The 19,534-nt window shown below is 71.3% G+C and carries 21 protein-coding genes and 1 riboswitch; of the genes, 9 read left to right on the plus strand and 12 right to left on the minus strand.

What is annotated here, in order from left to right; genetic code table 11:
* Window positions 1–155: 155 nt before the first annotated feature.
* From AC07DO_RS26865 to AC07DO_RS26880, 4 genes are all read left to right on the plus strand, one after another.
* Window positions 156–404 (plus strand): hypothetical protein, encoded by a 249-nt coding sequence (locus AC07DO_RS26865; RefSeq protein ID WP_479063643.1) that lies wholly within the window; start codon window positions 156–158, stop codon window positions 402–404.
* A 78-nt stretch (window positions 405–482) separates the two neighbouring features.
* The gene (locus tag AC07DO_RS26870; protein WP_479063321.1) at window positions 483–1,109 is read left to right on the plus strand and encodes a hypothetical protein; all 627 of its coding nucleotides are present in this window, start codon (window positions 483–485) and stop codon (window positions 1,107–1,109) included.
* A complete protein-coding gene (locus AC07DO_RS26875) occupies window positions 1,109–2,173 on the plus strand; it encodes a hypothetical protein (protein WP_479063322.1) in 1,065 nt (354 codons plus the stop codon). Before AC07DO_RS26870 ends, AC07DO_RS26875 begins: the two co-directional genes overlap by 1 nt.
* A 127-nt stretch (window positions 2,174–2,300) precedes the next feature.
* The gene (locus AC07DO_RS26880; protein ID WP_479063323.1) at window positions 2,301–2,711 is read left to right on the plus strand and encodes a VOC family protein; all 411 of its coding nucleotides are present in this window, start codon (window positions 2,301–2,303) and stop codon (window positions 2,709–2,711) included.
* A 2-nt stretch (window positions 2,712–2,713) separates the two neighbouring features.
* Here the strand turns inward: AC07DO_RS26880 and AC07DO_RS26885 are convergent, their stop codons facing one another.
* A complete protein-coding gene (locus AC07DO_RS26885; RefSeq protein ID WP_479063324.1) occupies window positions 2,714–3,316 on the minus strand; it encodes a MarR family winged helix-turn-helix transcriptional regulator in 603 nt (200 codons plus the stop codon).
* A gap of 76 nt (window positions 3,317–3,392) precedes the next feature.
* Between AC07DO_RS26885 and AC07DO_RS26890 the strand changes: the two genes are divergently transcribed.
* Complete coding sequence (locus AC07DO_RS26890) at window positions 3,393–4,763, plus strand: MFS transporter (protein ID WP_479063325.1); 1,371 nt, start codon at window positions 3,393–3,395, stop codon at window positions 4,761–4,763.
* Between the two features lie 23 nt (window positions 4,764–4,786).
* On the opposite strand, the gene AC07DO_RS26895 is transcribed toward AC07DO_RS26890, so the two are convergent.
* From AC07DO_RS26895 to AC07DO_RS26905, 3 genes are all read right to left on the minus strand, one after another.
* Entirely contained in the window at window positions 4,787–5,185 is a 399-nt protein-coding gene (locus tag AC07DO_RS26895) for an ATP-binding protein (RefSeq protein WP_479063326.1), read from the minus strand.
* 186 nt (window positions 5,186–5,371) lie between these two features.
* Window positions 5,372–6,694 carry a metallophosphoesterase gene (locus AC07DO_RS26900; protein WP_479063327.1) on the minus strand — a complete coding sequence of 441 codons (1,323 nt, stop codon included), beginning with the start codon at window positions 6,692–6,694 and terminating at the stop codon, window positions 5,372–5,374.
* A gap of 2 nt (window positions 6,695–6,696) precedes the next feature.
* Window positions 6,697–6,939, minus strand: coding sequence for an SCO4848 family membrane protein (locus tag AC07DO_RS26905; RefSeq protein ID WP_055566125.1), 243 nt, complete (start codon window positions 6,937–6,939; stop codon window positions 6,697–6,699).
* Between the two features lie 109 nt (window positions 6,940–7,048).
* On the opposite strand from AC07DO_RS26905, the gene AC07DO_RS26910 reads away from it, so the two are divergent.
* Window positions 7,049–8,314, plus strand: coding sequence for a D-alanyl-D-alanine carboxypeptidase family protein (locus AC07DO_RS26910; protein ID WP_479063328.1), 1,266 nt, complete (start codon window positions 7,049–7,051; stop codon window positions 8,312–8,314).
* On the opposite strand, the gene AC07DO_RS26915 is transcribed toward AC07DO_RS26910, so the two are convergent.
* Genes AC07DO_RS26915 through AC07DO_RS26930 form a run of 4 tightly spaced genes read right to left on the minus strand, consistent with a single transcriptional unit; the run spans window position 8,305 to window position 11,267 of the window.
* Window positions 8,305–9,330, minus strand: a complete 1,026-nt coding sequence (locus AC07DO_RS26915) for a YihY/virulence factor BrkB family protein (RefSeq protein ID WP_479063329.1) — start codon at window positions 9,328–9,330, stop codon at window positions 8,305–8,307. The two genes, AC07DO_RS26910 and AC07DO_RS26915, sit on opposite strands and share 10 nt — an antisense overlap.
* Window positions 9,318–9,794 (minus strand): GtrA family protein, encoded by a 477-nt coding sequence (locus tag AC07DO_RS26920; protein WP_479063330.1) that lies wholly within the window; start codon window positions 9,792–9,794, stop codon window positions 9,318–9,320. Before AC07DO_RS26920 ends, AC07DO_RS26915 begins: the two co-directional genes overlap by 13 nt.
* A 2-nt stretch (window positions 9,795–9,796) precedes the next feature.
* Window positions 9,797–10,753, minus strand: a complete 957-nt coding sequence (locus AC07DO_RS26925) for a decaprenyl-phosphate phosphoribosyltransferase (RefSeq protein ID WP_479063331.1) — start codon at window positions 10,751–10,753, stop codon at window positions 9,797–9,799.
* Window positions 10,746–11,267 carry a phosphatase PAP2 family protein gene (locus AC07DO_RS26930; protein WP_479063332.1) on the minus strand — a complete coding sequence of 174 codons (522 nt, stop codon included), beginning with the start codon at window positions 11,265–11,267 and terminating at the stop codon, window positions 10,746–10,748. Before AC07DO_RS26930 ends, AC07DO_RS26925 begins: the two co-directional genes overlap by 8 nt.
* A gap of 165 nt (window positions 11,268–11,432) precedes the next feature.
* Between AC07DO_RS26930 and AC07DO_RS26935 the strand changes: the two genes are divergently transcribed.
* Together AC07DO_RS26935 and AC07DO_RS26940 are read left to right on the plus strand one after the other, a co-directional pair.
* On the plus strand, window positions 11,433–12,857 hold the full coding sequence (locus AC07DO_RS26935) for an FAD-binding protein (protein ID WP_479063333.1): 1,425 nt from the start codon (window positions 11,433–11,435) through the stop codon (window positions 12,855–12,857).
* A gap of 13 nt (window positions 12,858–12,870) precedes the next feature.
* Window positions 12,871–13,626: a decaprenylphospho-beta-D-erythro-pentofuranosid-2-ulose 2-reductase gene (locus AC07DO_RS26940; protein ID WP_479063334.1), complete on the plus strand. Its 756-nt coding sequence runs from the start codon at window positions 12,871–12,873 to the stop codon at window positions 13,624–13,626.
* A gap of 55 nt (window positions 13,627–13,681) precedes the next feature.
* On the opposite strand, the gene AC07DO_RS26945 is transcribed toward AC07DO_RS26940, so the two are convergent.
* From AC07DO_RS26945 to AC07DO_RS26960, 4 genes are all read right to left on the minus strand, one after another.
* Window positions 13,682–14,896: a hypothetical protein gene (locus tag AC07DO_RS26945; protein WP_479063335.1), complete on the minus strand. Its 1,215-nt coding sequence runs from the start codon at window positions 14,894–14,896 to the stop codon at window positions 13,682–13,684.
* A gap of 34 nt (window positions 14,897–14,930) precedes the next feature.
* Complete coding sequence (locus AC07DO_RS26950) at window positions 14,931–15,512, minus strand: 2'-5' RNA ligase family protein (RefSeq protein WP_479063336.1); 582 nt, start codon at window positions 15,510–15,512, stop codon at window positions 14,931–14,933.
* An 86-nt stretch (window positions 15,513–15,598) separates the two neighbouring features.
* Window positions 15,599–16,612 carry a tryptophan--tRNA ligase gene (trpS, locus tag AC07DO_RS26955; RefSeq protein WP_479063337.1) on the minus strand — a complete coding sequence of 338 codons (1,014 nt, stop codon included), beginning with the start codon at window positions 16,610–16,612 and terminating at the stop codon, window positions 15,599–15,601.
* 95 nt (window positions 16,613–16,707) lie between these two features.
* On the minus strand, window positions 16,708–17,991 hold the full coding sequence (locus AC07DO_RS26960) for a serine hydroxymethyltransferase (RefSeq protein WP_479063338.1): 1,284 nt from the start codon (window positions 17,989–17,991) through the stop codon (window positions 16,708–16,710).
* A gap of 40 nt (window positions 17,992–18,031) precedes the next feature.
* Window positions 18,032–18,122: riboswitch (ZMP/ZTP riboswitch) on the minus strand.
* Between the two features lie 207 nt (window positions 18,123–18,329).
* On the opposite strand from AC07DO_RS26960, the gene rocD reads away from it, so the two are divergent.
* Window positions 18,330–19,511 (plus strand): ornithine--oxo-acid transaminase, encoded by a 1,182-nt coding sequence (gene rocD / locus AC07DO_RS26965; RefSeq protein WP_479063644.1) that lies wholly within the window; start codon window positions 18,330–18,332, stop codon window positions 19,509–19,511.
* Window positions 19,512–19,534: the final 23 nt, after the last annotated feature.

A 19,534-nucleotide genomic window follows, 5' to 3' on the forward strand; every position in this document is an offset into this window, starting at 1 on the left:
CTCGACGAACGGCTTGCCGGAGACCCTCTCCGCATACTCCCCGCCGTCACCCCCCTCTCCCTTGCCCCACCCCCCCCCCTCCCCCCCCCCCCCCCCACCCCCTCCCCACCCCCCCCCCCCCCCCCCCCCCCCCCCGGGACGAGGTCGACTCGTGCCTGGTCACGTCGGTCTCGGAGCCGGCGACCGCGAACTTCGTCTTCGGCTGGCCGCTCTACCGGCGCGGCACGGACGTGTACGTGCAGAACTCGGTCATCTTCCTCGACGAACTCGCCGAGGAGTTCCGGCCGGCGGAGCCGTGGCTCTCGGTGGAGCCGCGCGGCACGGTCGACGAGGACGGAAACGAGATCTCCGAATGGCGGACGACCATCGACGAAGTCCGAACCTTCCTTTCCACCTACCAGTAGCCCCCACCCCCCACCTTTCCCCCCACTTTTCCCCCACCGCCCGAGGAGTTCAGAGTGACCCGCCATCCCCTTCGCCTCATGACGGCCGCACTGACCGCGTCCGCCGCCCTGCTGTTGACCGCGTGCGGTTCGGGAGGGGGTGAGGGCGGTTCCTCCGACAAGATCGCCGGGGCGGACGACGGAGGCGGAACGTCGGCTTCCAAGGAACCCTCCAAGAAGCCCGACGGCGTCGAACGTCCGAAGATCAAGCTTCCGTCGGAGTTCAAGGCGAACTTCCAGAGCTGGACGGACAGCGATCCGAAACTCCAGAGCATCCTGGACGACGGCCGGGAAGAACTGCGGGCGAAGTACGCGGCGATCATCGAGGCCGACCCGAACTCCAAGGCGGTCGCCTTCTACGACTCGGGCAGTTCCCTGGACACCGCCCGCAAGTGGATCAAAAGCTTCGCCGCGACCGATGACAGCCTGACCGGCGAGATCAAGGCCTACAACCCCAAGGTTCACGTCACGGACAACGGGGCGGGCGTGCTCTTCTACTGCGTCGACGAGCGCAAGTCGTCCACGAAGAACCGAAAGACCGACAAGGTCACCCGCACCCCCGACAGCCCCGATTCGGTCCTGCAGTACCGGGCCAGGCTCACCAAGTCGTCGCAGGGCGTGTGGCAGACCGTCTCCCTCGACACCGTTCCGGGCGGGTGCAAGTGATGCGAGCCCAGCACACCGCCTGCGCGCTCCTCCTCGTCACGGCCCTCTCCGTCGGCCTCTCCTCCACGGCGTACGCCATCGGAGGCAAGGGCGATCAGCATGCCCCCGGCCCCTCCGGCGGCGCCAAGGGCAACACCCTCATGGCCGCCACCGGGACAAGCAACATCCAGGTCTCCCAGGTCAGCGGCGGCAAGGGCGGGGCGGCCAAACCCGTCGTGCCGGTGGACCCGAACTGGCGGCCGCCCGTCTGCTGGTACGAACCCGTGGCCACGTCCGAGCAGGTCAAGGAAGCGGTCGACCGGCTCAAGAAGGAGCCGAACAACGACCTGGTCCCGGTGACCCCCACCCTCAGCTGGGGCCGGGACCTGATGATCGACCACTACGAAAAGGGCAAGACCCAGTCCGACGGCGACAAGGGGTACAAGAACTTCAACCTCGGCAAGGACGGCAAGTTCTGGCGCGGCGTCGTCAATCCGGACATGGAGGACGACCCGGAAGCGTACGAGTGCGAGAAGAACCTCTTCTGGCAGGACGCGGGGACCGTCCCCAAGATCGCCAACGCCCCGACGCCCAAGGTGCTCGCCTCCTACGCGTACGACCGGATCAAGGTCCCCGACACCAAGGTCGAGACGAAGCCGACGGGCGGGTCGACCGTGAACCTGCCCACCTGGGTCTGGCTGGACAAGGGGAAGTTCGAGCCGGTGAAGGTCCGCGCCGAGCTGCCGGGGACGGGCCTGTGGGCCGAGACCACCGCCAAGCCCGTCAGCCTCCACCTGGACCCCGGCACGTCGGACGCCGAGACGTTCCCGGCGGACGGCGAGTGCGCGGTCGACGACGACGGCAGCATCGGTACGCCGTACAGGAAGGGCTCCGCGAAGGAGGACCCGCCGTGCGGCATCAAGTACCTGCGGGCGACGGGCGGCAACCCGTTCCGGATGAAGGCTTCCATCACGTGGGAGATCACCTGGAAGGGCAACGGAGGTGCCGGCGGCGACCTGCCCGACGGTACGTTCGAGGGCACCCAGGACGTCGACGTCCAGGAGATCCAGTCCATCAACCGCTAGGTGCGGGTACGCGGATACGCGTCGAGCAGACGAGGCATGGGGGCCGTACGGCCGAAGAATCGTGCGCGCGCGGTGCGCTTCATGCGCGCCTGCGCCCGTGCGACGGTCCCCGTCCTACCCTGACGGAATGTCAGACAACCAGTCGGTCGGACTGCTCGGCTTCGACAACGTCCTGTTCCCCGTCGGCGACCTCGGCGAGGCCGTCGGCTTCTACGAGCGGGCCGGCTTCCCGGTCGCCACCCGCGTCGACGAACTCGGGCTCGCCATCCTGAAGGTCGGCAAGGAGACGCCGGGCCTGCTCCTGCGCGTGGAGGACGGCATCGTGCCGCGTACGCCGCCGTGGCCCTCCCCCCGCATCTGGCTGGAGGTCCCCGACGCCCGCGCGAAGGGCCAGGCCCTGGCGGCGGCGGGCATCCCCCTCCTGACCGAACCGTTCTCCGTGGCCACCGGCTGGACCGTGGAGATCACCGACGCGTGGGGGAACGTCGTCGGCTTCACGGACTACCTGAAGCGGCCGGAGCTGGCGCGGACCGGCTGACGTCACCGCCACCCCGCTCCCCCGCCCTCCTCCGCCACCGCCATGATCCGGCGCAGCATGTCGGAGAGTTGCCGCCGCTCCTCCGCGGGGAGAACGCGGAGGAGGCGCTCCTCCTCGCGGCCCAGGATCGCCATCGCGCCCTCCCACGCCGCCGTGCCCGGCTCCGTCAGCTCGACGTCGACGCGGCGCCGGTCCTTCTTCGACGGCGTCCGGCGGACAAGGCCCCGGCGCTCCAGGCCGTCGAGGCGGCCGGTGATGGAGGCGGGGGCGAGGTCCAGGTCCGCGGCGAGCTCCGAGGGGCCGGCCGCGCCGCCCCGGCCCGCGAGCTTGTGCAGGGTCTCGAACTCGTGGCGCTCCAGGTCGAAGTCGGCGAGGGACTGCTCCCGGACGCGGCGCAGATGGACGGTGAGCTTCTTCATGCGGGTGACCGCGCCCTCGATATCCGGGTCGAGCGTGGGCAGGACGGGCAGCCAGCGTTCGACGTGACCGTCCGTCCAGTCCCTGGGAGCGTCCCTGGGAGCGTCCCTGGGAGTTCCGTCGGCCGCCCCAACCGCCGTGTCGCCCGCCGTGTCGCCCATCATGTCGTCCACCGCGTCATCCGCCATGCCAGGACTCTACTGCGGCCTTTCGGTCTCCGATATTTCGTTGACGAATAGTTCGGTAGCGAAATACTGTCCCGGCATGCCGCTCCCACGACTGTCGTCGTACCCTCTGCTGCGCAACCGGCCCTTCCGGCTCCTCCTCGCCGGCCGCGCCCTCTCCCTCGTCGGCGACGCGGTGATTCCCGCGGCCCTCGCCCTGGCCGTGCTCCGCGCCACCGGCTCCAGCTCCGCGCTGGCTCTCGTCCTCGGCTGCGCGATGGGGCCGCGCCTGCTCCTGCTGCCGCTCGGCGGAGTGGTCGCGGACCGCTTCAACCCGCGTACCGTCGCGCTCGTCACGGACCTGGTGCGCTGCGGGACCCAGCTCTTCGTGGGCGTCGAACTGCTGGGCGCCTCGCCGCAGTTGTGGCACATCGCCGTCGCCGAGGCCGTCGGCGGCGCCGCGTCCGCCTTCGCCATGCCGACGTTGCCGCGGCTGATCACCGGCACGGTCGCGCCTCAGGACCGGCACGGCGCCAACGCCCTGTTCGGCGTCCTTCGGAGCAGTACGGTCCTGGGCGGCCCCGCCCTCGCCGGCCTCCTGATCGCCACCGCGGGCCCGGGCTGGGCGTTCGTGCTCGACGCCGCCTCGTTCGCGACCAGCGCCTGCCTGCTCTCGGCCGTACGCCTGTCGTACGCACACGGCAGTGGTTCCGACCCGTCCGAATCCGCAACCGCACCCACACCCGAACCCGTCGAACAGCCCCCGTCCCTGCGCAAGGACCTGGTCGAAGGGTGGCGGGAGGTGCGGAGCCGGGACTGGTACTGGACGAGTCTGATCGCGCACGCCGCGTGGAACGGCGCCGCCGCGGTCCTCATGACCCTCGGACCCGCCCTGGCCGTGGACGAGTTGGGCGGCGAGGGCGTATGGATCTGGATCCTCCAGGCGGGCGCCGTCGGGCTGCTGCTCGGCTCGCTGCTCGCCGGGCGGGCCCGGCCGCGGCGTCCGGTCCTGACGGCCAACCTGGGCCTGGCGACGTACGCCCTGCCGCTCGCCCTGCTCGCCGCCGGGGCACCCGCGCCCGCCGTCATCACCGCCTACGGCCTCGCGCAGGCGGGACTCGGATTCCTCAGCCCCGTCTGGGAGACCTCGGTGCAGGCGGCGATACCGTCCTCGGTCCTGGCCCGCGTCACCTCGTACGACTGGCTGCTCTCGATGGCCGCGATGCCCCTCGGCTACGTCCTCGCACCGCTCGCGGCGAGCGCCTGGGGCGCCGGCCCGCCCCTGTGGATCGCGGCCGCGGTCGTGGGCGCGGCGTGCGCGGGAACGGCGGCGGTCCCCGGCGTCCGCCGCTTCACGCTCCCCACCCCCGAAACCGCCCCGGCACCCGCACCCGAACCCACCCCGGTACCCGCTCCTGCCTCCGCCCCCACCCAGGCACCCACGCCGGCCCCGCCCGGAAGCGCCGCCTAGGAGGCCCGTTCCGGGACCCGGCCTCACCCCCGCACCAGCGCCCACACCGTCTTCCCGCAGCCCCCGCGCCGCCAGACCCCCCACGCCTCCGCCGTCGCGTCGAGGAGGCGCATGCCGCGGCCGTGTTCGTCCTCCCAGGCGCCGGGCTTGCGGATCTCCGGCTCCGCGGGGCTCTCGTCGGACACCTCTATGAAGCAGGCGCCGTCGGCGAGCACCGTGACCGCGACCTCGAACTCCCCCTCGTCCACGAACCCGTGGACGATCGCGTTGGTCGCGAGTTCCGACACGAGGAGCACGGTGTCGTCGAGCGCCCCGTCGTCCGCGGTGTGTCCCCAGGCCGACAGATGGTCGTACACCCGTGTTCGGGCGAGCGGCACCGACGCCGGGTGCGGCGGCAATCTGAAGGCATCACGTCTCAGCACGTCCCCTGTACCCCCACCCCATGACCCCTGCTTTCCCTGCCTCCCCGTACCCCGTCTGATGTGTCAATGCTGCGCGGCGCCACCCCGCGTGTCACTGCGGCACCCCCGTCCCACGCACATCTGGCCAGTTCTGGACCACTTGAAGGGGGTCGGCGCCGGGTCGGGGCGGGCCGATGCCGGGTCCGGTCAGGCCCGGCGTGACGCCAGTTCCACGACCGTGATGTCCGAGGGCGCCCCGACGCGCACCGGCGGGCCCCACGCGCCCGCGCCGCGGGTGACGTAGAGCTGGGTGTCGCCGTACCGTTCCAGGCCCGCGAGCGTCGGGTTGGCCAGGTCGGCGACGAGGCTGCCCGGCCAGAGCTGGCCGCCGTGCGTATGGCCGGACAGTTGCAGGTCCACGCCGTGTTCCACCGCGTCGTGGATGACGACCGGCTGGTGCGCGAGGAGCACGGAGGCCCGCGAGCGGTCCCGGTCGCCGAGCGCCTTCGCGAAGTCGGGGCCCTTGCCCTCGTCCTCGCCCGCCACGTCGTCGACGCCCGCCAAGTCGAACCCGGGGAGCTCGGTGCGGGCGTTGCGCAGCGGGTGCAGACCGAGTTCGCGCACGTGGTCGACCCACTGGTCCGCGCCGGAGAAGTACTCGTGGTTGCCGGTGACGAAGTACGCGCCGTGCCTGGCCCGCATTCCGGCCAACGGCGCCGCGGCCGGGGCGAGATGTTCGACGCTGCCGTCGACCAGGTCGCCCACCACGGCGATCAGGTCGGGCTGCGTGGCGTTGACGGTGTCGACCACGCGCTGTGTGAAGCCGCGGCCGAGGATGGGCCCGAGGTGGATGTCGCTGACCACCGCGATCCTGAACCCGTGGGCCGCGCGCGGCAGTTTCGCCAGCGGCACGGTCACGCGCTTCACCTTGGGGCCGCGCAGTACGCCGTACGTTCCGTAGCCCACGGTTCCGGCGGCGACGGCCGCGGCGGTGCCGCCGACGATGCGGGAGACGAAGAGACGGCGGGAGGGGGAAGTGACCGCCTTCTCGGGGGCCGCCGCGGAGCCTGACGCGGGCGCGGGGGCCGACGCGAGGGCAGGCGCGGGGGCAGCCTTTTCGCCCTCGGGGGCAGCCTCGGCGGGGTCCGGCGCGGCGGACTCCGCCACACCTGCGCTTACGGATTCCGCGACGGCCTCCGGAACCGTCTCCTCCCGTTCCACCCACCGCCGCAGCAGGGGACGCGCGAGCTCCCCCACGATCAGCGCGAGCAGCAGGTAGAGCGACAGGGCCATCCACAGGAAGCCCGGCCAGGCAAGCACCTGCTGGAGCAGGAACGGCGCCCCGGTCCGCTCGGCCACCAGCGCCGCGAACATCGTCAGCGGCGCCGCGACGAAGACCACGGTCCCGGCGCGGCGGGCGAACCCGGGTCCGGCCGTGGTGTCCCGGACGAGGCGGCGCCACGCGTACCGGTGGAGGGCCGCGAAGGCCGCCAGGACGGCCAGGCCCACGAGGACCACAAGGGCAACCACGGTTATGACGTTCTGCGCAGAGCACGGACTCCGCGGAACCCGATGGTGCCTACCACCGTCCCCAAGACAAAGGAGACAACGGCAAGCGTCAGGTGCACCCAGAAGTACCCGGTCGGGTTGTCCGCGTCGTCGAAGGCGAGCCCGCTGCCGTCCTTCCACAGGTTCTTGACGAAAGTGATCCAGATGAACCAGCTCCACACCCCGAAGGCGAGCAGGAACCAGGAGACAGGGCGGCTGAGCTTCATGCGTTCAGTATCGCGAGTCTCCCTGCCGCACCGCCGCCGGGGTGGGGACGAGGGGACACAACCGACCTCGGCAGCGACGCGCACAGCCGCGCCCTGTACGTTCTCGTCCGTGCCTGCCGTAAAAAAGACCGCCATGTTGGTCGCTTCCGCCGCATTGCTGACCATGTCGACCGCAGCGCCCGCGCTCGCGGACGGAAAGCCCGGAGACGACGACGGCCAACCCAAGCCGCCCTCCAAGATGTCCACCGTCGGCGGTGCGCGACTCGGCGAGGCGGGCACCCAGGTGAAGCTCAAGCCGGGCGCTCCGGTGCTGCCGAAGGAGCTGACGGGGCGTTCCTGGATCGTTTCGGACGCCGAGACGGGTGAGGTCATGGCCTCCCACAACGCGCACTGGCGGCTGCCTCCGGCGAGCACCCTCAAGATGCTCTTCGCCGACACGGTCCTGCCGAAGTTCCCCAAGTCGCAGGAGCACAAGGTCACGCTCGACGACCTGGCGGGCATCGGCGCGGGCAGCAGCATGGTCGGCATCAAGGAGAACGAGACGTACAGCGTCCACGACCTGTGGTTGGGCGTCTTCCTGCGGTCCGGCAACGACGCGGTGCACGTCCTGTCCGCCATGAACGAGGGTGTTCCGAAGACCGTCAAGGACATGCAGAGGCACGCCGAGGAGTTGCAGGCCCTCGACACGCACGTGGTCTCCCCGGACGGCTACGACGCCAAGGGGCAGGTCTCCTCCGCGTACGACCTGTCGCTGTTCGCCCGCTCGGGGCTGCAGAAGAAGGACTTCCGCGAGTACTGCTCGACGGCCACGGCCCAGTTCCCCGGCGAGACGAAGAAGATCAAGAAGGGCAAGGACAAGGGCAAGACGAAGCGCGGGTCCTTCGGGATCCAGAACACCAACAAGCTGCTCACCGGCGCGCCCGGCATCAGCGCGTACAAGGGCATCGCGGGCGTCAAGAACGGCTACACCTCGAACGCGGGGAACACCTTCACCGGTGTTGCCGAGCGCAACGGCAAGGTCCTCCTCGTCACCGTCATGAACCCCTCATCCGGCGAGGCCCACGCGGTCTACAAGGAGACCGCCAGCCTCTTCGACTGGGGCTTCGAGGCCGCGGGCAAGGTCGACCCCGTGGGCCAGTTGGTCGCTCCGAAGGGTGCTGCCACGGGTGGCGCGGGCAAGGGTGCCCCGGGCAGCGGCGGCGCGGGCACGGACACGGAGACGGCGGCGCACTCCTCCGACGGCGGAGGCAGCGGCATGGGCACCGCGCTCGCGATCACGGGCGGCGTGCTCGTGGTGCTCGCGGGCGGCGCCTACGTGATCCGGCGCCGGCTGCCGCTGCCGGGCCAGGCGGGCCGACGGTCGTCTCAGGACTGACGTCGACGCCCGTCTTCGTAGACGGTCGCTCCGGAAGGGGCCTCTTCGGAGGGTGTGGTTGCGGAGGCGGTCTCTTCGGAGGACGTGGTCGGGGAGGCGGTCTCTTCGGAGACCGCCTCTTCGCCGTCTCCGCCCGCTTCGCCTCCCGCCTCTTCCGCCTCCGTACGCGCCGCGCTGTGCGTCGCCGTCCACGCCGCGCAGAACAGCAGCAGCTTCGCCGTGAAGTTGATCCACAGGAGGAGTGCGACGGGCACTCCGAAGGCGCCGTACATGTTCTTCGCGGCGACGCCCTTCATGTAGCCGCCGAGCAGCAGCTTGAGCAGCTCGAACCCGGCCGCGCCGATCAGCGCGGCGGTGATCAGCCGGCGCCGGTCCGGCTGTACGCCGGGCAGCAGCGTCAGGACGTAGAGCAGCAGCAGGAAGTCCGCGAGGACGGCGATGGCGAACGCGACGACCTGAAGCAGCACCGCGCCCCACCCCTGCTCGTCGATCCCGAACAGGTCGGCGGTCCGGCCGACGGCCGTCGACGCGAGCGCGGACGCGGCGAACGACGCGAGCCCCGCGCCACCGAGTCCGAAGAGCACACCCGCGTCCTTGACCTTGCGCAGGACGGGGTTCTCCTCCTCGTCCGGCAGCTCCCAGACGGCCCGCAGGCACTCCCGCATCGAGCCGACCCAGCCGATGCCGGTGAACAGCAGCAGGGCGCCCGCGACGAGGCCCACGGTGCCCGCGTTCTCGACCAGGGCGTCCAGGTTCAGCTGGTCGGAGATGCCGGGGACCTGCTCGGAGATCTTGCCCTCCAGCGTGGCCTGCTGCTTCTTCGAGAGCGTCGCCGCGGCGATCGCGGCCGCGACGGTGAGCAGCGGGAAGAGCGCCAGGAAACTGATGAACGTCATGGCGGCCGCGAGGCGCGTCCAGTGCACCTCGTCGAGCCGTTCGTAGGACTGCCACGCGTGCGTGCGCATGCCCTTCGCGACGAGCGGCCCGATGCCGGGAAGTTTCTTCAGCCAGTCCATGACGCCTCCGTGCCTGCTGTCCTGCCTGTTGTCCTGCCCGTGGTGCGGAAGACCAAGGTCCGGGTACCCCAGAAGCGCAGAACTGTGGCGAGTGCCATACCGATACCGGCGCCTGAGACGGTGTCCGCGCGCTGTGAGGTGAAACCGAGTCCGTAGTGGGACACGGCGATGCACAGGAGCTGGACGAGGGCGCCCGCGATGTTGACGGCGAAGAACACCGCGTACTGGCGCAGCCGCGGGATCTCCGCGGCCTTCCCGCGGTAGGTGCCGAGGGCGTTGCCGGCGTACGCCACGGAGCAGCCCGCCACGAAGGAGAGGGATTTGGCGGTGAGCGGATCCAGGCCGACGGGTCCGCGCAGCCAGATGAAGAGACCGAGGTCGGCGGCGTACGCGCAGATCCCGGCGGCGGCGAAGCCGAGCAGTTCGGGTCCGAGCGCGCGCAGCCGTGCGCGCGGGGAGGTCACCTTCACCAGTCCGCGACCGCCAGCCCGTACATGGCGAGCCACACCACACCGATCACGGCGAGCGCCCTGTCCCGCAGGACGACGTCCTCGGGCTCTCCGGCGGTGCCCCGGTCGGCGAAGACGGCGTAGCGCAGGATGGCGAGGATGAACGCGGCCATGGACAGCTGGCGCCAGGGCAGTGAGCCGCCGTCGGCGGTGCCGCCCTCCTCCATCGCCCACAGGCAGTACGCGAGGACGGCGACGCCCGCGGCCAGTTGCCACACGAAGCGCAGGTAGCCGGTGGTGTACTCGGTGAGCAACGCGCGCGTGGCGCCCAGTTTCTCGGAGCTCGCGGACATCTGGACGGCTTCGGAGTAGCGCTTGGCGGAGACCATGAAGAGCGCGCAGAAGCCCGTGGTGATCAGGAACCAGCGCGACAGCGGGATGTCGAGCGCGAGCCCGCCGATCATGGCGCGCATCAGGAAGCCGGTCGTGACGATGGTGAGGTCGACGACGAGGACGTGCTTGAGGCTGATGCAGTAGGCGAGTTGCATGCCGACGTACGCGGCCAGGAGCGCCGCGGTGAGGGGCGTGCACAGGATCGTGGCGGCCGTCGGCGCGAGGACGGCGAGGAGCCCTCCCACGGCGTAGGCGACGGGCACCGGGACCTGTCCGCAGGCGACCGGTCTGCGGCACTTGGTGGGGTGCGCGCGGTCGGCGTCGGCGTCGCGTGCGTCGTTGATCAGGTAGACGGCGGAGGCGGCGGCGGTGAACAGCACGAAGACGATCGCGACTTGCGCGACGGCGTGCCGCGAGAAGAGCTCGCCCGCGGCCGCGGGGGCGGCGACGACGAGGACGTTCTTCACCCACTGGCGGGGGCGTGCGGTCTTCAGGAGGCCGAGCGGCAGGCCGACGGCGCCCTGGCGCGGTGCCCGGGGCGGCCCCGGCCGTTCGAGGACCGTGGAGACGGGTTCAGGCATCGGTGCGGCCTCCGTTCATCCAGGCCGCGCCCGCGCGCGCGGTGAGCGCGCCCAGCGCCGCGCCCGCGGCCACGTCCGAGGGGTAGTGGACGCCGACGACCATCCGGGAGACGCACATCGCGGCGGCCAGCGGCGGCAGAAGGTGGGCTCCGACGGGACGCAGCGCGCCGTAGGCGACGACGGCCGCGGCGGCGGAGGTGGCGTGCGAGCTGGGGAAGGAGTGCCGGCCCGCGGTGCGTACGAGGGGTTCGATGCCGCCCGGGGCGGCGGGGCGCGGGCGGCGCACGACGCGCTTGACGCCCATGCTGGCCAGGTGGGCGGCGGCGGTGAGGGCCGTGCCGCGCAGCCAGGCGCCGCGGCGCTCCCGGTCGACGGCGGCGCCCGCCAGGCCGGCGACGATCCAGAGTGCGCCGTGCTCGCCGGTGCGGGACAGGGCGCGGGCGGCGGCCGCCACGCGCGCGTCGCTGCCGCAGTCGCGCAGGGCCGCCAGCAACCGGTGGTCCATGTCGTGCATGTCGCCTCTATTTCGAAGACGTTCACAGCCGGGCATCTCGACTCTTCTAGGCAACATCCCAATAATTACGTCAATCTTGGATGACACTCGCTTAATCACCCATTTCGGTGAAAGCCGGGACGAGTTTGAGTGAAACGTCCATGTATGGGCGATACGGTCACAGGCATGCCTGCCGACTCCCCCGCCGATTCCCGTACCCGCGCCTCGGCCCCGACGTCGCCCGCCGTGTCCGTCTCGGGCTGGGGCCGCACCGCACCGACGACCGCCTGGCTGGTGAGACCCCGGACGCAGGAGGAGGCCGCGGCCGCCGTGCGCGAGTGCGGGGAGCGCGGAGGCATCGCCCGCGGTCTCGGGCGTGCCTACGGAGACGCGGCGCAGAACGCGGGCGGCGCCGTCTTCGACATGACGGGCCTCGACCGGATCCGCGTCATCGACACCACGCGCACCTCGGAGACCGGTGCCCCCGCGGCCACCGTCGTCTGCGACGCGGGCGTCTCGCTGCACCACCTGATGGAAGTCCTGCTCCCGCTCGGCTGGTTCGTGCCGGTGACGCCCGGGACCCGTTACGTGACGGTCGGCGGGGCCATCGGCGCCGACATCCACGGCAAGAACCACCACGTCTCGGGGTCCTTCTCCCGTCACGTCCTCGCGATGGACGTACTGACCGCCGACGGCACGGTGCGTACGGTCGAGCCGGGCGACGCCCTGTTCGACGCGACGGCCGGAGGCATGGGCCTGACCGGCGTCATCCTCTCGGCGACCGTGCGACTCCTCCCCGTGGAGACCTCCTTGATGGCGGTCGACACGGAACGGGCGACGGACCTCGACGACCTGATGGCCCGCCTCACCGCGACCGACCACCGTTACCGCTACTCGGTCGCCTGGATCGACCTCCTCGCGCGCGGTGCGGCCATGGGCCGCTCGGTCCTGACCCGCGGCGACCACGCCCCTCTGGACGCGCTTCCGGAGCGGGCACGCGCGCGCAGAGCCCCCCTCGCGTTCCGTCCCGGACAGTTGCCCGCCGCCCCCTCCTTCCTCCCGGAGGGCCTGCTCGGCAAGGCGTCGGTGGGCCTCTTCAACGAGCTCTGGTACCGCAAGGCGCCCCGCTACCGCACCGGCGAGCTGCAGAAGATCTCCACCTTCTTCCACCCGCTGGACGGGGTCCCCCACTGGAACCGCATCTACGGCCGCGGCGGCTTCGTGCAGTACCAATTCGTCGTCGGGTACGGCAAGGAGGACGCCCTGCGCCGCATCGTGCAGCGCATCTCGGAGCGCGGCTGCCCGTCCTTCCTCGCCGTACTGAAGCGCTTCGGAGAGGGCGATCCGGGCTGGCTCTCCTTCCCCATGCCGGGCTGGACCCTCGCGCTCGACATCCCGGCGAACCTCCCCGGGCTCGGCGGCTTCCTCGACGAGCTCGACGAGGAGGTGGCCGCCGCCGACGGCCGTGTCTACCTCGCCAAGGACTCGCGTCTGCGGCCCGAGATGCTCGCCGCGATGTATCCGCGGCTCGACGACTTCCGCGCCCTGCGGGCCGAGCTCGACCCGCGCGGCGTCTTCCGCTCGGACCTCTCCCGCCGCCTCGCACTCTAGGAGCCCGGTACACATGAAAGACGCCTTCGGCACCCCTCAGTCCCTGCTCGTCCTCGGCGGCACCTCGGAGATCGGCCTCGCCACCGCGCGGCGCCTCGTCGCCCGCCGCACCCGTACCGTGTGGCTCGCCGGACGCCCGTCGCCCGCCCTGGAGAAGGCCGCAGCCGACCTGCGCGACAAGGGCGCGGACGTGAAGACCGTCGCGTTCGACGCGCTCGACCCCGAGTCCCACGAGGAGTCCCTCGGCAAGATCTTCACCGAGGGCGACATCGACATGGTGCTCCTCTCCTTCGGCGTCCTCGGCGATCAGGCGCGCGACGAGGACGAGCCCCTCGCGGCGGTGCGCGTCGCCCAGACCAACTACACGGGCGCGGTCTCGGCCGGCCTGGTCTGCGCGCGGGCCCTGCAGTCCCAGGGGCACGGCTCCCTGGTGGTGCTCTCCTCGGTGGCGGGCGAGCGGGCGCGCCGCTCGAACTTCATCTACGGCTCGAGCAAGGCCGGACTCGACGCGTTCGCGCAGGGCCTCGGCGACGCGCTGCACGGCACGGGGGTGCACGTGATGGTCGTCCGCCCCGGCTTCGTGCGCACGAAGATGACGGCGGGCCTGGAGGAGGCCCCCATGGCGACCACCCCGGACGCGGTGGCCGAGGCCATCGAGACCGGGCTGCGGCGGCGCTCGGAGACGGTGTGGGTGCCGGGGGTGCTGCGGCTGGTCATGTCGGCGCTGCGGCACACGCCGAGGCCGGTGTTCCGCCGCCTGCCTCTGTAGGGGCTCCGGGCGGCCCGTACGTGGCGATCCGCGGGCGGCTCTTCCGGCACGGGCCCTAGCGCTTCAGGGAGACGACGACGGCTCGGTGCGGGGCGGCACCGCTCTGCATGACCTCGACCGCGCCGAAGCCGAGCACCCGGTCCGTACCCGGCACGGTGACGATCTTCTTCAGCCACAGCTGCTGCTCGGACTCCGGGCGCGCGCCCTGTCCCGCCGGCAGCCGCCGCTTCCCGATCTTGCTACAGGTGCCATCGGTGGTCAGGTGCCAGTTGCCGTTCATGAAGAAGCCCCGGTCGCCGTCCCGCGCCACGGGATTCCGGTACGCGCACGCCCCGGGAAAGGGCTCGGAGTCCTTCCAGCGGGTGCCGTCCCAGCTCAGCTCGACGGCCTCCGACTCGGGTTCGCGTACCTCCTCGCCGTCGTACCCCTTGTAGGAGTGCCCTCCGTGGGCACGGACGTACGTCGTCGAGGCGACGTCGATCCCGGTGAACTCCGCGTACGGCTCGGGCGGCACCGGATCGGGGAAGCGGAACGTGGGTGTCCTGGTCAGCGTCCACTTCTCCCCGTCGTAGTGCATCGCGGCGGGCTGCCGGACCTCACGGCCCCGTCCGCCGATGCCGGGACCCGTCGTACGGGAGCCGACCGCCCACACGTCGTCGGAGGCCGAGCCGGCAAGGGCGACGACCTTGGCGGGCATCGGCGTCACCGTCCACCGGTCGCCGTCCCAGTGCGTCACCCCGCCGTCGCCCTGGAGCACCCACACGTCCTCCGGAGTGATGACCTCGACGTCCGTGAGCTGTCCCCGCGGGGCGTCACCCGCCGCCCCCTCCGCGGTCGTGGCGCCGTCCAGGGGCGCCCACCGGGTGCCGTCCCAGAGCGCGTACCGCCACTTCTCCGAGGCCCCGCTCCTGTCCACGGTGCTCAGGCGGACACCCGCCGACCCCAGCGAATCGAGCCGCGAAAGGTGCGGGTCGCCGTCGAGCGGCATCGGCTCGCGTGCCCACCTCTTGCCGTCGAAGTGCAGCAGATGCCCCCGCGCGAGCCGCCCGTCGCCGACGTCGTCGCTGCCCAGGGCCCAGATGTCGTCCGGAGCCCGCGCGGCCCCGTCGATCAGCTCGCCGTCGTGTTCGTCGATGCGCTCGTACGTCCAGGAGAGCCCGCCCGCGCGGGGCTTGCCGGTCCCGTCGTCCGCGTCCCCGCCGGACTTCTGCGTCCCGCAGCCGACCGCGAGGAAAGCGAGTACGGCAACGGCCGCCGCCGCGTTGCGCATGGTCCCCCCAGCACGATCGGCCGGGGCACCCCGGTCAGCGAGCGGGCAGCGTACCCCGTGCCGCGCGGGCCGAGCCCTGAGGGGGCACCACGGTGCCGCCGAAAGCGAAGTCGCGCAGCTTGCGCCAGACGCCGTCGGCACCCTGCTCGTACAGGGCGAAGCCGGTGCAGGACCACTCGGCCTCGTACTCCGAGAGCTCCTCGTACGCACGGTCCATGGCCTCTTCGGAGATGCCGTGCGCCACCGTGACGTGCGGGTGATAGGGGAACTGCAGTTCGCGTGCCATCGGCCCGGACGCGTCCCGCACCCGCTCCTGCAACCAGGAACAGGCCGACCCGCCCGCCACCACCTGCACGTAGACCACAGGGGACAGCGGACGGAAAGTGCCCGTTCCGGAGAGGCGCATCGGGAAGGGCCGGCCGGCCGCCGCGACCGAGAGGAGATGCGCCTCGACCGCGGGCAGCGCCGACGCGTCCACCTCGGTGGGCGGCAGCAGGGTCACGTGCGTGGGGATGCCGTGCGCCGCGGGGTCCCCGAAGCCCGCACGCCGCTCCTGGAGCAGGCTGCCGTGAGGCTCCGGGACCGCGATCGAAACGCCGATCGTTACGGTCCCCACGTCGTACTCCTGTCGTCGTGTCGATGGGCAGGGGCGCGGCCCGGCGGGCAGCGCGGTGCGGTTCTTGTTGTGCTCGGTGCGGTGACTCAGTGCTTGGCGGGCAGGAAGCCCACCTTGTCGTACGCCTGCGCGAGGGTCTCGGCGGCGACGGCACGGGCCTTCTCCGCGCCCTTGGCCAGGATCGAGTCGAGCGTCTCCGGGTCGTCCAGGTACTGCTGGGTGCGGTCCCGGAAGGGGGTCACGAACTCGACCATGACCTCGGCGAGGTCGGTCTTCAGCGCACCGTAGCCCTTGCCGACGTACTTCTGCTCCAGTTCGGCGATACCGGTGCCCGTGAGCGTGGAGTAGATGCTGAGGAGGTTGCTGACGCCGGGCTTCTCCGCCACGTCGTAGCGGATCTCGGTGCCGGTGTCCGTGACGGCGCTCTTGACCTTCTTGGCGGTGGTCTTGGGCTCGTCGAGCAGGTTGATCAGGCCCTTCGGCGTGGACGCCGACTTGCTCATCTTGATCGACGGGTCCTGGAGGTCGTAGATCTTCGCCGTCTCCTTGAGGATGTACGCCGACGGCACGGTGAACGTCTCACCGAAACGGCCGTTGAAACGCTCCGCGAGGTCACGGGTGAGCTCGATGTGCTGGCGCTGGTCCTCGCCGACCGGGACCTCGTTGGCCTGGTACAGCAGGATGTCCGCGACCTGGAGGACCGGGTACGTGAAGAGGCCGACGGACGCGCGGTCGGCGCCCTGCTTGGCGGACTTGTCCTTGAACTGCGTCATGCGGGACGCCTCGCCGAAACCGGTGAGGCAGTTCATCACCCAGGCGAGCTGGGCGTGCTCGGGGACGTGGCTCTGGACGAAGAGCGTGCAGCGCTCCGGGTCGAGGCCTGCGGCGAGCAGCTGGGCGGCGGCGAGCCGGGTGTTGGCGCGCAGCTCGGCGGGGTCCTGCGGGATCGTGATCGCGTGCAGGTCCACCACCATGTAGAAGGCGTCGTGGGACTCCTGCAGCGCCACCCACTGGCGGACCGCACCGAGGTAATTGCCGAGGTGGAACGAGCCGGCGGTGGGCTGGATTCCGGAGAGCACACGAGGTCGTTCAGAGGCCATGGTGCCCATTCTCTCAGGTGACTCTCATAGCTCGGAAACAGGTGTGTGACGGGTGGGAACGGAGGAACCCGCCGCCGGCGCGTCGTGGGGCGGGATCAGACGGTGGGCAGGCCGGGGGCGGGGTGCGCGGCCATCAGGTCGGCGACCTCGGACCTGATCTTCGTCAGGGCGTCCTCGTCCCCGGTGCGGGCCGCGGCGACACCGCGGTCGATCCATTCGGCGACGGTCGCCATGTGCTCCGTGCGGAGTCCGCGGGAGGTGAGGGAGGGGGTGCCGATGCGGATGCCCGAGGGGTCGAAGGGCTTCCTCGGGTCGAACGGGACGGTGTTGTGGTTGACGACGATCCCGGCCCGGTCGAGGGCCTTCGCGGCGATCTTGCCTGGGACGTCCTTGGGGGTGAGGTCCATCAGGATCAGGTGGTTGTCGGTGCCGCCGGAGACCAGGTCGAAGCCGCGTGCGAGCAGGGCGTCGGCGAGGGCCCCGGCGTTGTCGACGATCGCGTGGGCGTAGTCGCGGAAGGAGGGGCGGGCCGCCTCGTGGAGGGCGACGGCGATGGCGGCGGTGGTCTGGTTGTGCGGGCCGCCCTGGAGGCCGGGGAAGACGGCCTTGTCGATGGCCTTGGCGTGTTCCTCGCGGGACATGAGCATCGCGCCGCGCGGGCCGCGCAGGGTCTTGTGGGTCGTCGTGGAGATCACGTCGGCGTGCGGCACCGGTGAGGGGTGGGCGCCGCCCGCGATCAGGCCGGCGATGTGTGCGATGTCGGCGACGAGGACGGCGCCTGCCTCGCGGGCGATCTCGGCGAAGGCCGCGAAATCGATCGTGCGGGGCAGTGCGGTGCCGCCGCAGAAGATCAGCTTGGGGCGTTCCTTGAGGGCGAGGTCGCGGACCTCGTCGACGTCGATGCGGCCCGTGTCGTGACGCACGCCGTACTGGACGCCGCGGAACCACTTGCCCGTGGCCGAGACGCCCCAGCCGTGGGTGAGGTGGCCGCCCATCGGCAGGGCCATGCCCATCACGGTGTCGCCGGGCTCGGCGAAGGCGAGGTAGACGGCGAGGTTGGCCGGGGAGCCGGAGTAGGGCTGGACGTTGGCGTGCTCGACGCCGAAGACGGCCTTGGCGCGGGCGACGGCCAGGCGTTCCACGGGGTCGATGTTCTGCTGGCCCTCGTAGTAGCGGCGGCCGGGGTAGCCCTCGCTGTACTTGTTCTGCAGGACGGTGCCCGAGGCTTCGAGCACCGCGGTGGATACGTAGTTCTCGCTGGGGATCAGCCGCAGGGTGTCGGCCTGGAGCTGCTCCTCGGCGTCGACGAGCGCGGCGAGTTCGGGGTCCTCGGCGGCGAGGGCGGGGTGGTTCCGGGACGGAGAGGAAGGGAGAGTCATGGCGTCCTCAGGGGCGAGCGGTGAGTTTCCGGTCGTGGTCCCCGGGTGCCCAGGCAGACGGCACCTCGAAGGTCGTGCCTCGCACGGCTTCCTCGGGGTCGGTTCCCCGTGCGCCAGTCACCGTGCTGTCAGGGCCACCCTAGCTGGCACGCCGATCCGGCAGGTTTCTTCGTCCGCGATGCGAGCGACGATAGGAATTGGGCGCCACACCCGCCCCCAGCCGCAGGACGAACGGAGACCCCGTGTCGAGTACGCCAGCTCCCTCCACGTCATCGTCTTCCTCATCTACGTCGACATCCGCCGCAGGAGCCGGAGGCCGTTCGGCCGGTGAGCGGCTCATCGCCGCGGCCGAGGCGCACAGCGCGCACAACTACCATCCGCTGCCCATCGTGGTCTCCTCGGCCGACGGGGCCTGGATGACCGACGTCGAGGGGCGCCGCTATCTCGACATGCTCGCCGGGTACTCGGCACTCAACTTCGGGCACGGCAACCGCCGCCTGATCGATGCCGCGAAGGCGCAGCTCGACCGGGTGACGCTGACCTCGCGGGCGTTCCACCACGACCGGTTCGCCGAGTTCTGTACGCGCCTCGCGGAGCTCTGCGGCAAAGAGATGGTGCTGCCGATGAACACGGGCGCGGAGGCCGTCGAGACGGCCGTGAAGACCGCGCGGAAGTGGGGATACCAGGTCAAGGGAGTGCCGGACGGCCGGGCGAAGATCGTGGTCGCGGCCGGCAACTTCCACGGCAGAACGACGACCGTCATCAGCTTCTCCACGGACGACGAGGCGCGGGCGGACTACGGGCCGTACACGCCGGGCTTCGAGATCGTGCCGTACGGCGATCTGGAGGCGTTGCGGGCGGCGGTCACCGAGGACACCGTCGCCGTACTGATCGAGCCGATCCAGGGCGAGGCCGGGGTGCTGGTGCCGCCGCCCGGTTATCTGCCCGGGGTGCGGGAGTTGACCCGCGAGCGCGGGGTCCTGTTCATCGCGGACGAGATCCAGTCGGGGCTGGGCAGGACGGGGCGCACGTTCGCGTGCGAGCACGAGGGCGTGGTGCCGGACGTGTATCTGCTGGGCAAGGCGCTCGGGGGCGGGGTCGTGCCGGTGTCGGCGGTGGTGGCCGACACCGATGTGCTCGGCGTCTTCAAGCCGGGTGAGCACGGCTCGACGTTCGGCGGCAACCCGCTCGCCTGCGCGGTGGCGCTGGAGGTGGTCGACATGCTGTCGACGGGCGAGTTCCAGCAGCGGGCCACGGAGCTGGGCGAGCATCTCCACGCCGAGCTCGCGCTGTTGGCCGGCACGGGGGTGGTCACCGAGGTGCGGGGACGCGGGCTGTGGGCGGGCGTCGACATCGACCCGTCGTACGGCACGGGACGGGAGATCTCGGAGAAACTGATGGAGAGGGGCGTGCTGGTCAAGGACACCCATGGGTCGACGATCCGCATCGCTCCCCCGCTGGTGATCAGCAAGGAGGATCTGGACTGGGGGCTCGGTCAGCTGCGGGCGGTGCTGAGCTAGCCACGGGGGTTACCCCTACTGGC

This window comes from Streptomyces sp. NPDC045678 (assembly GCF_056432085.1).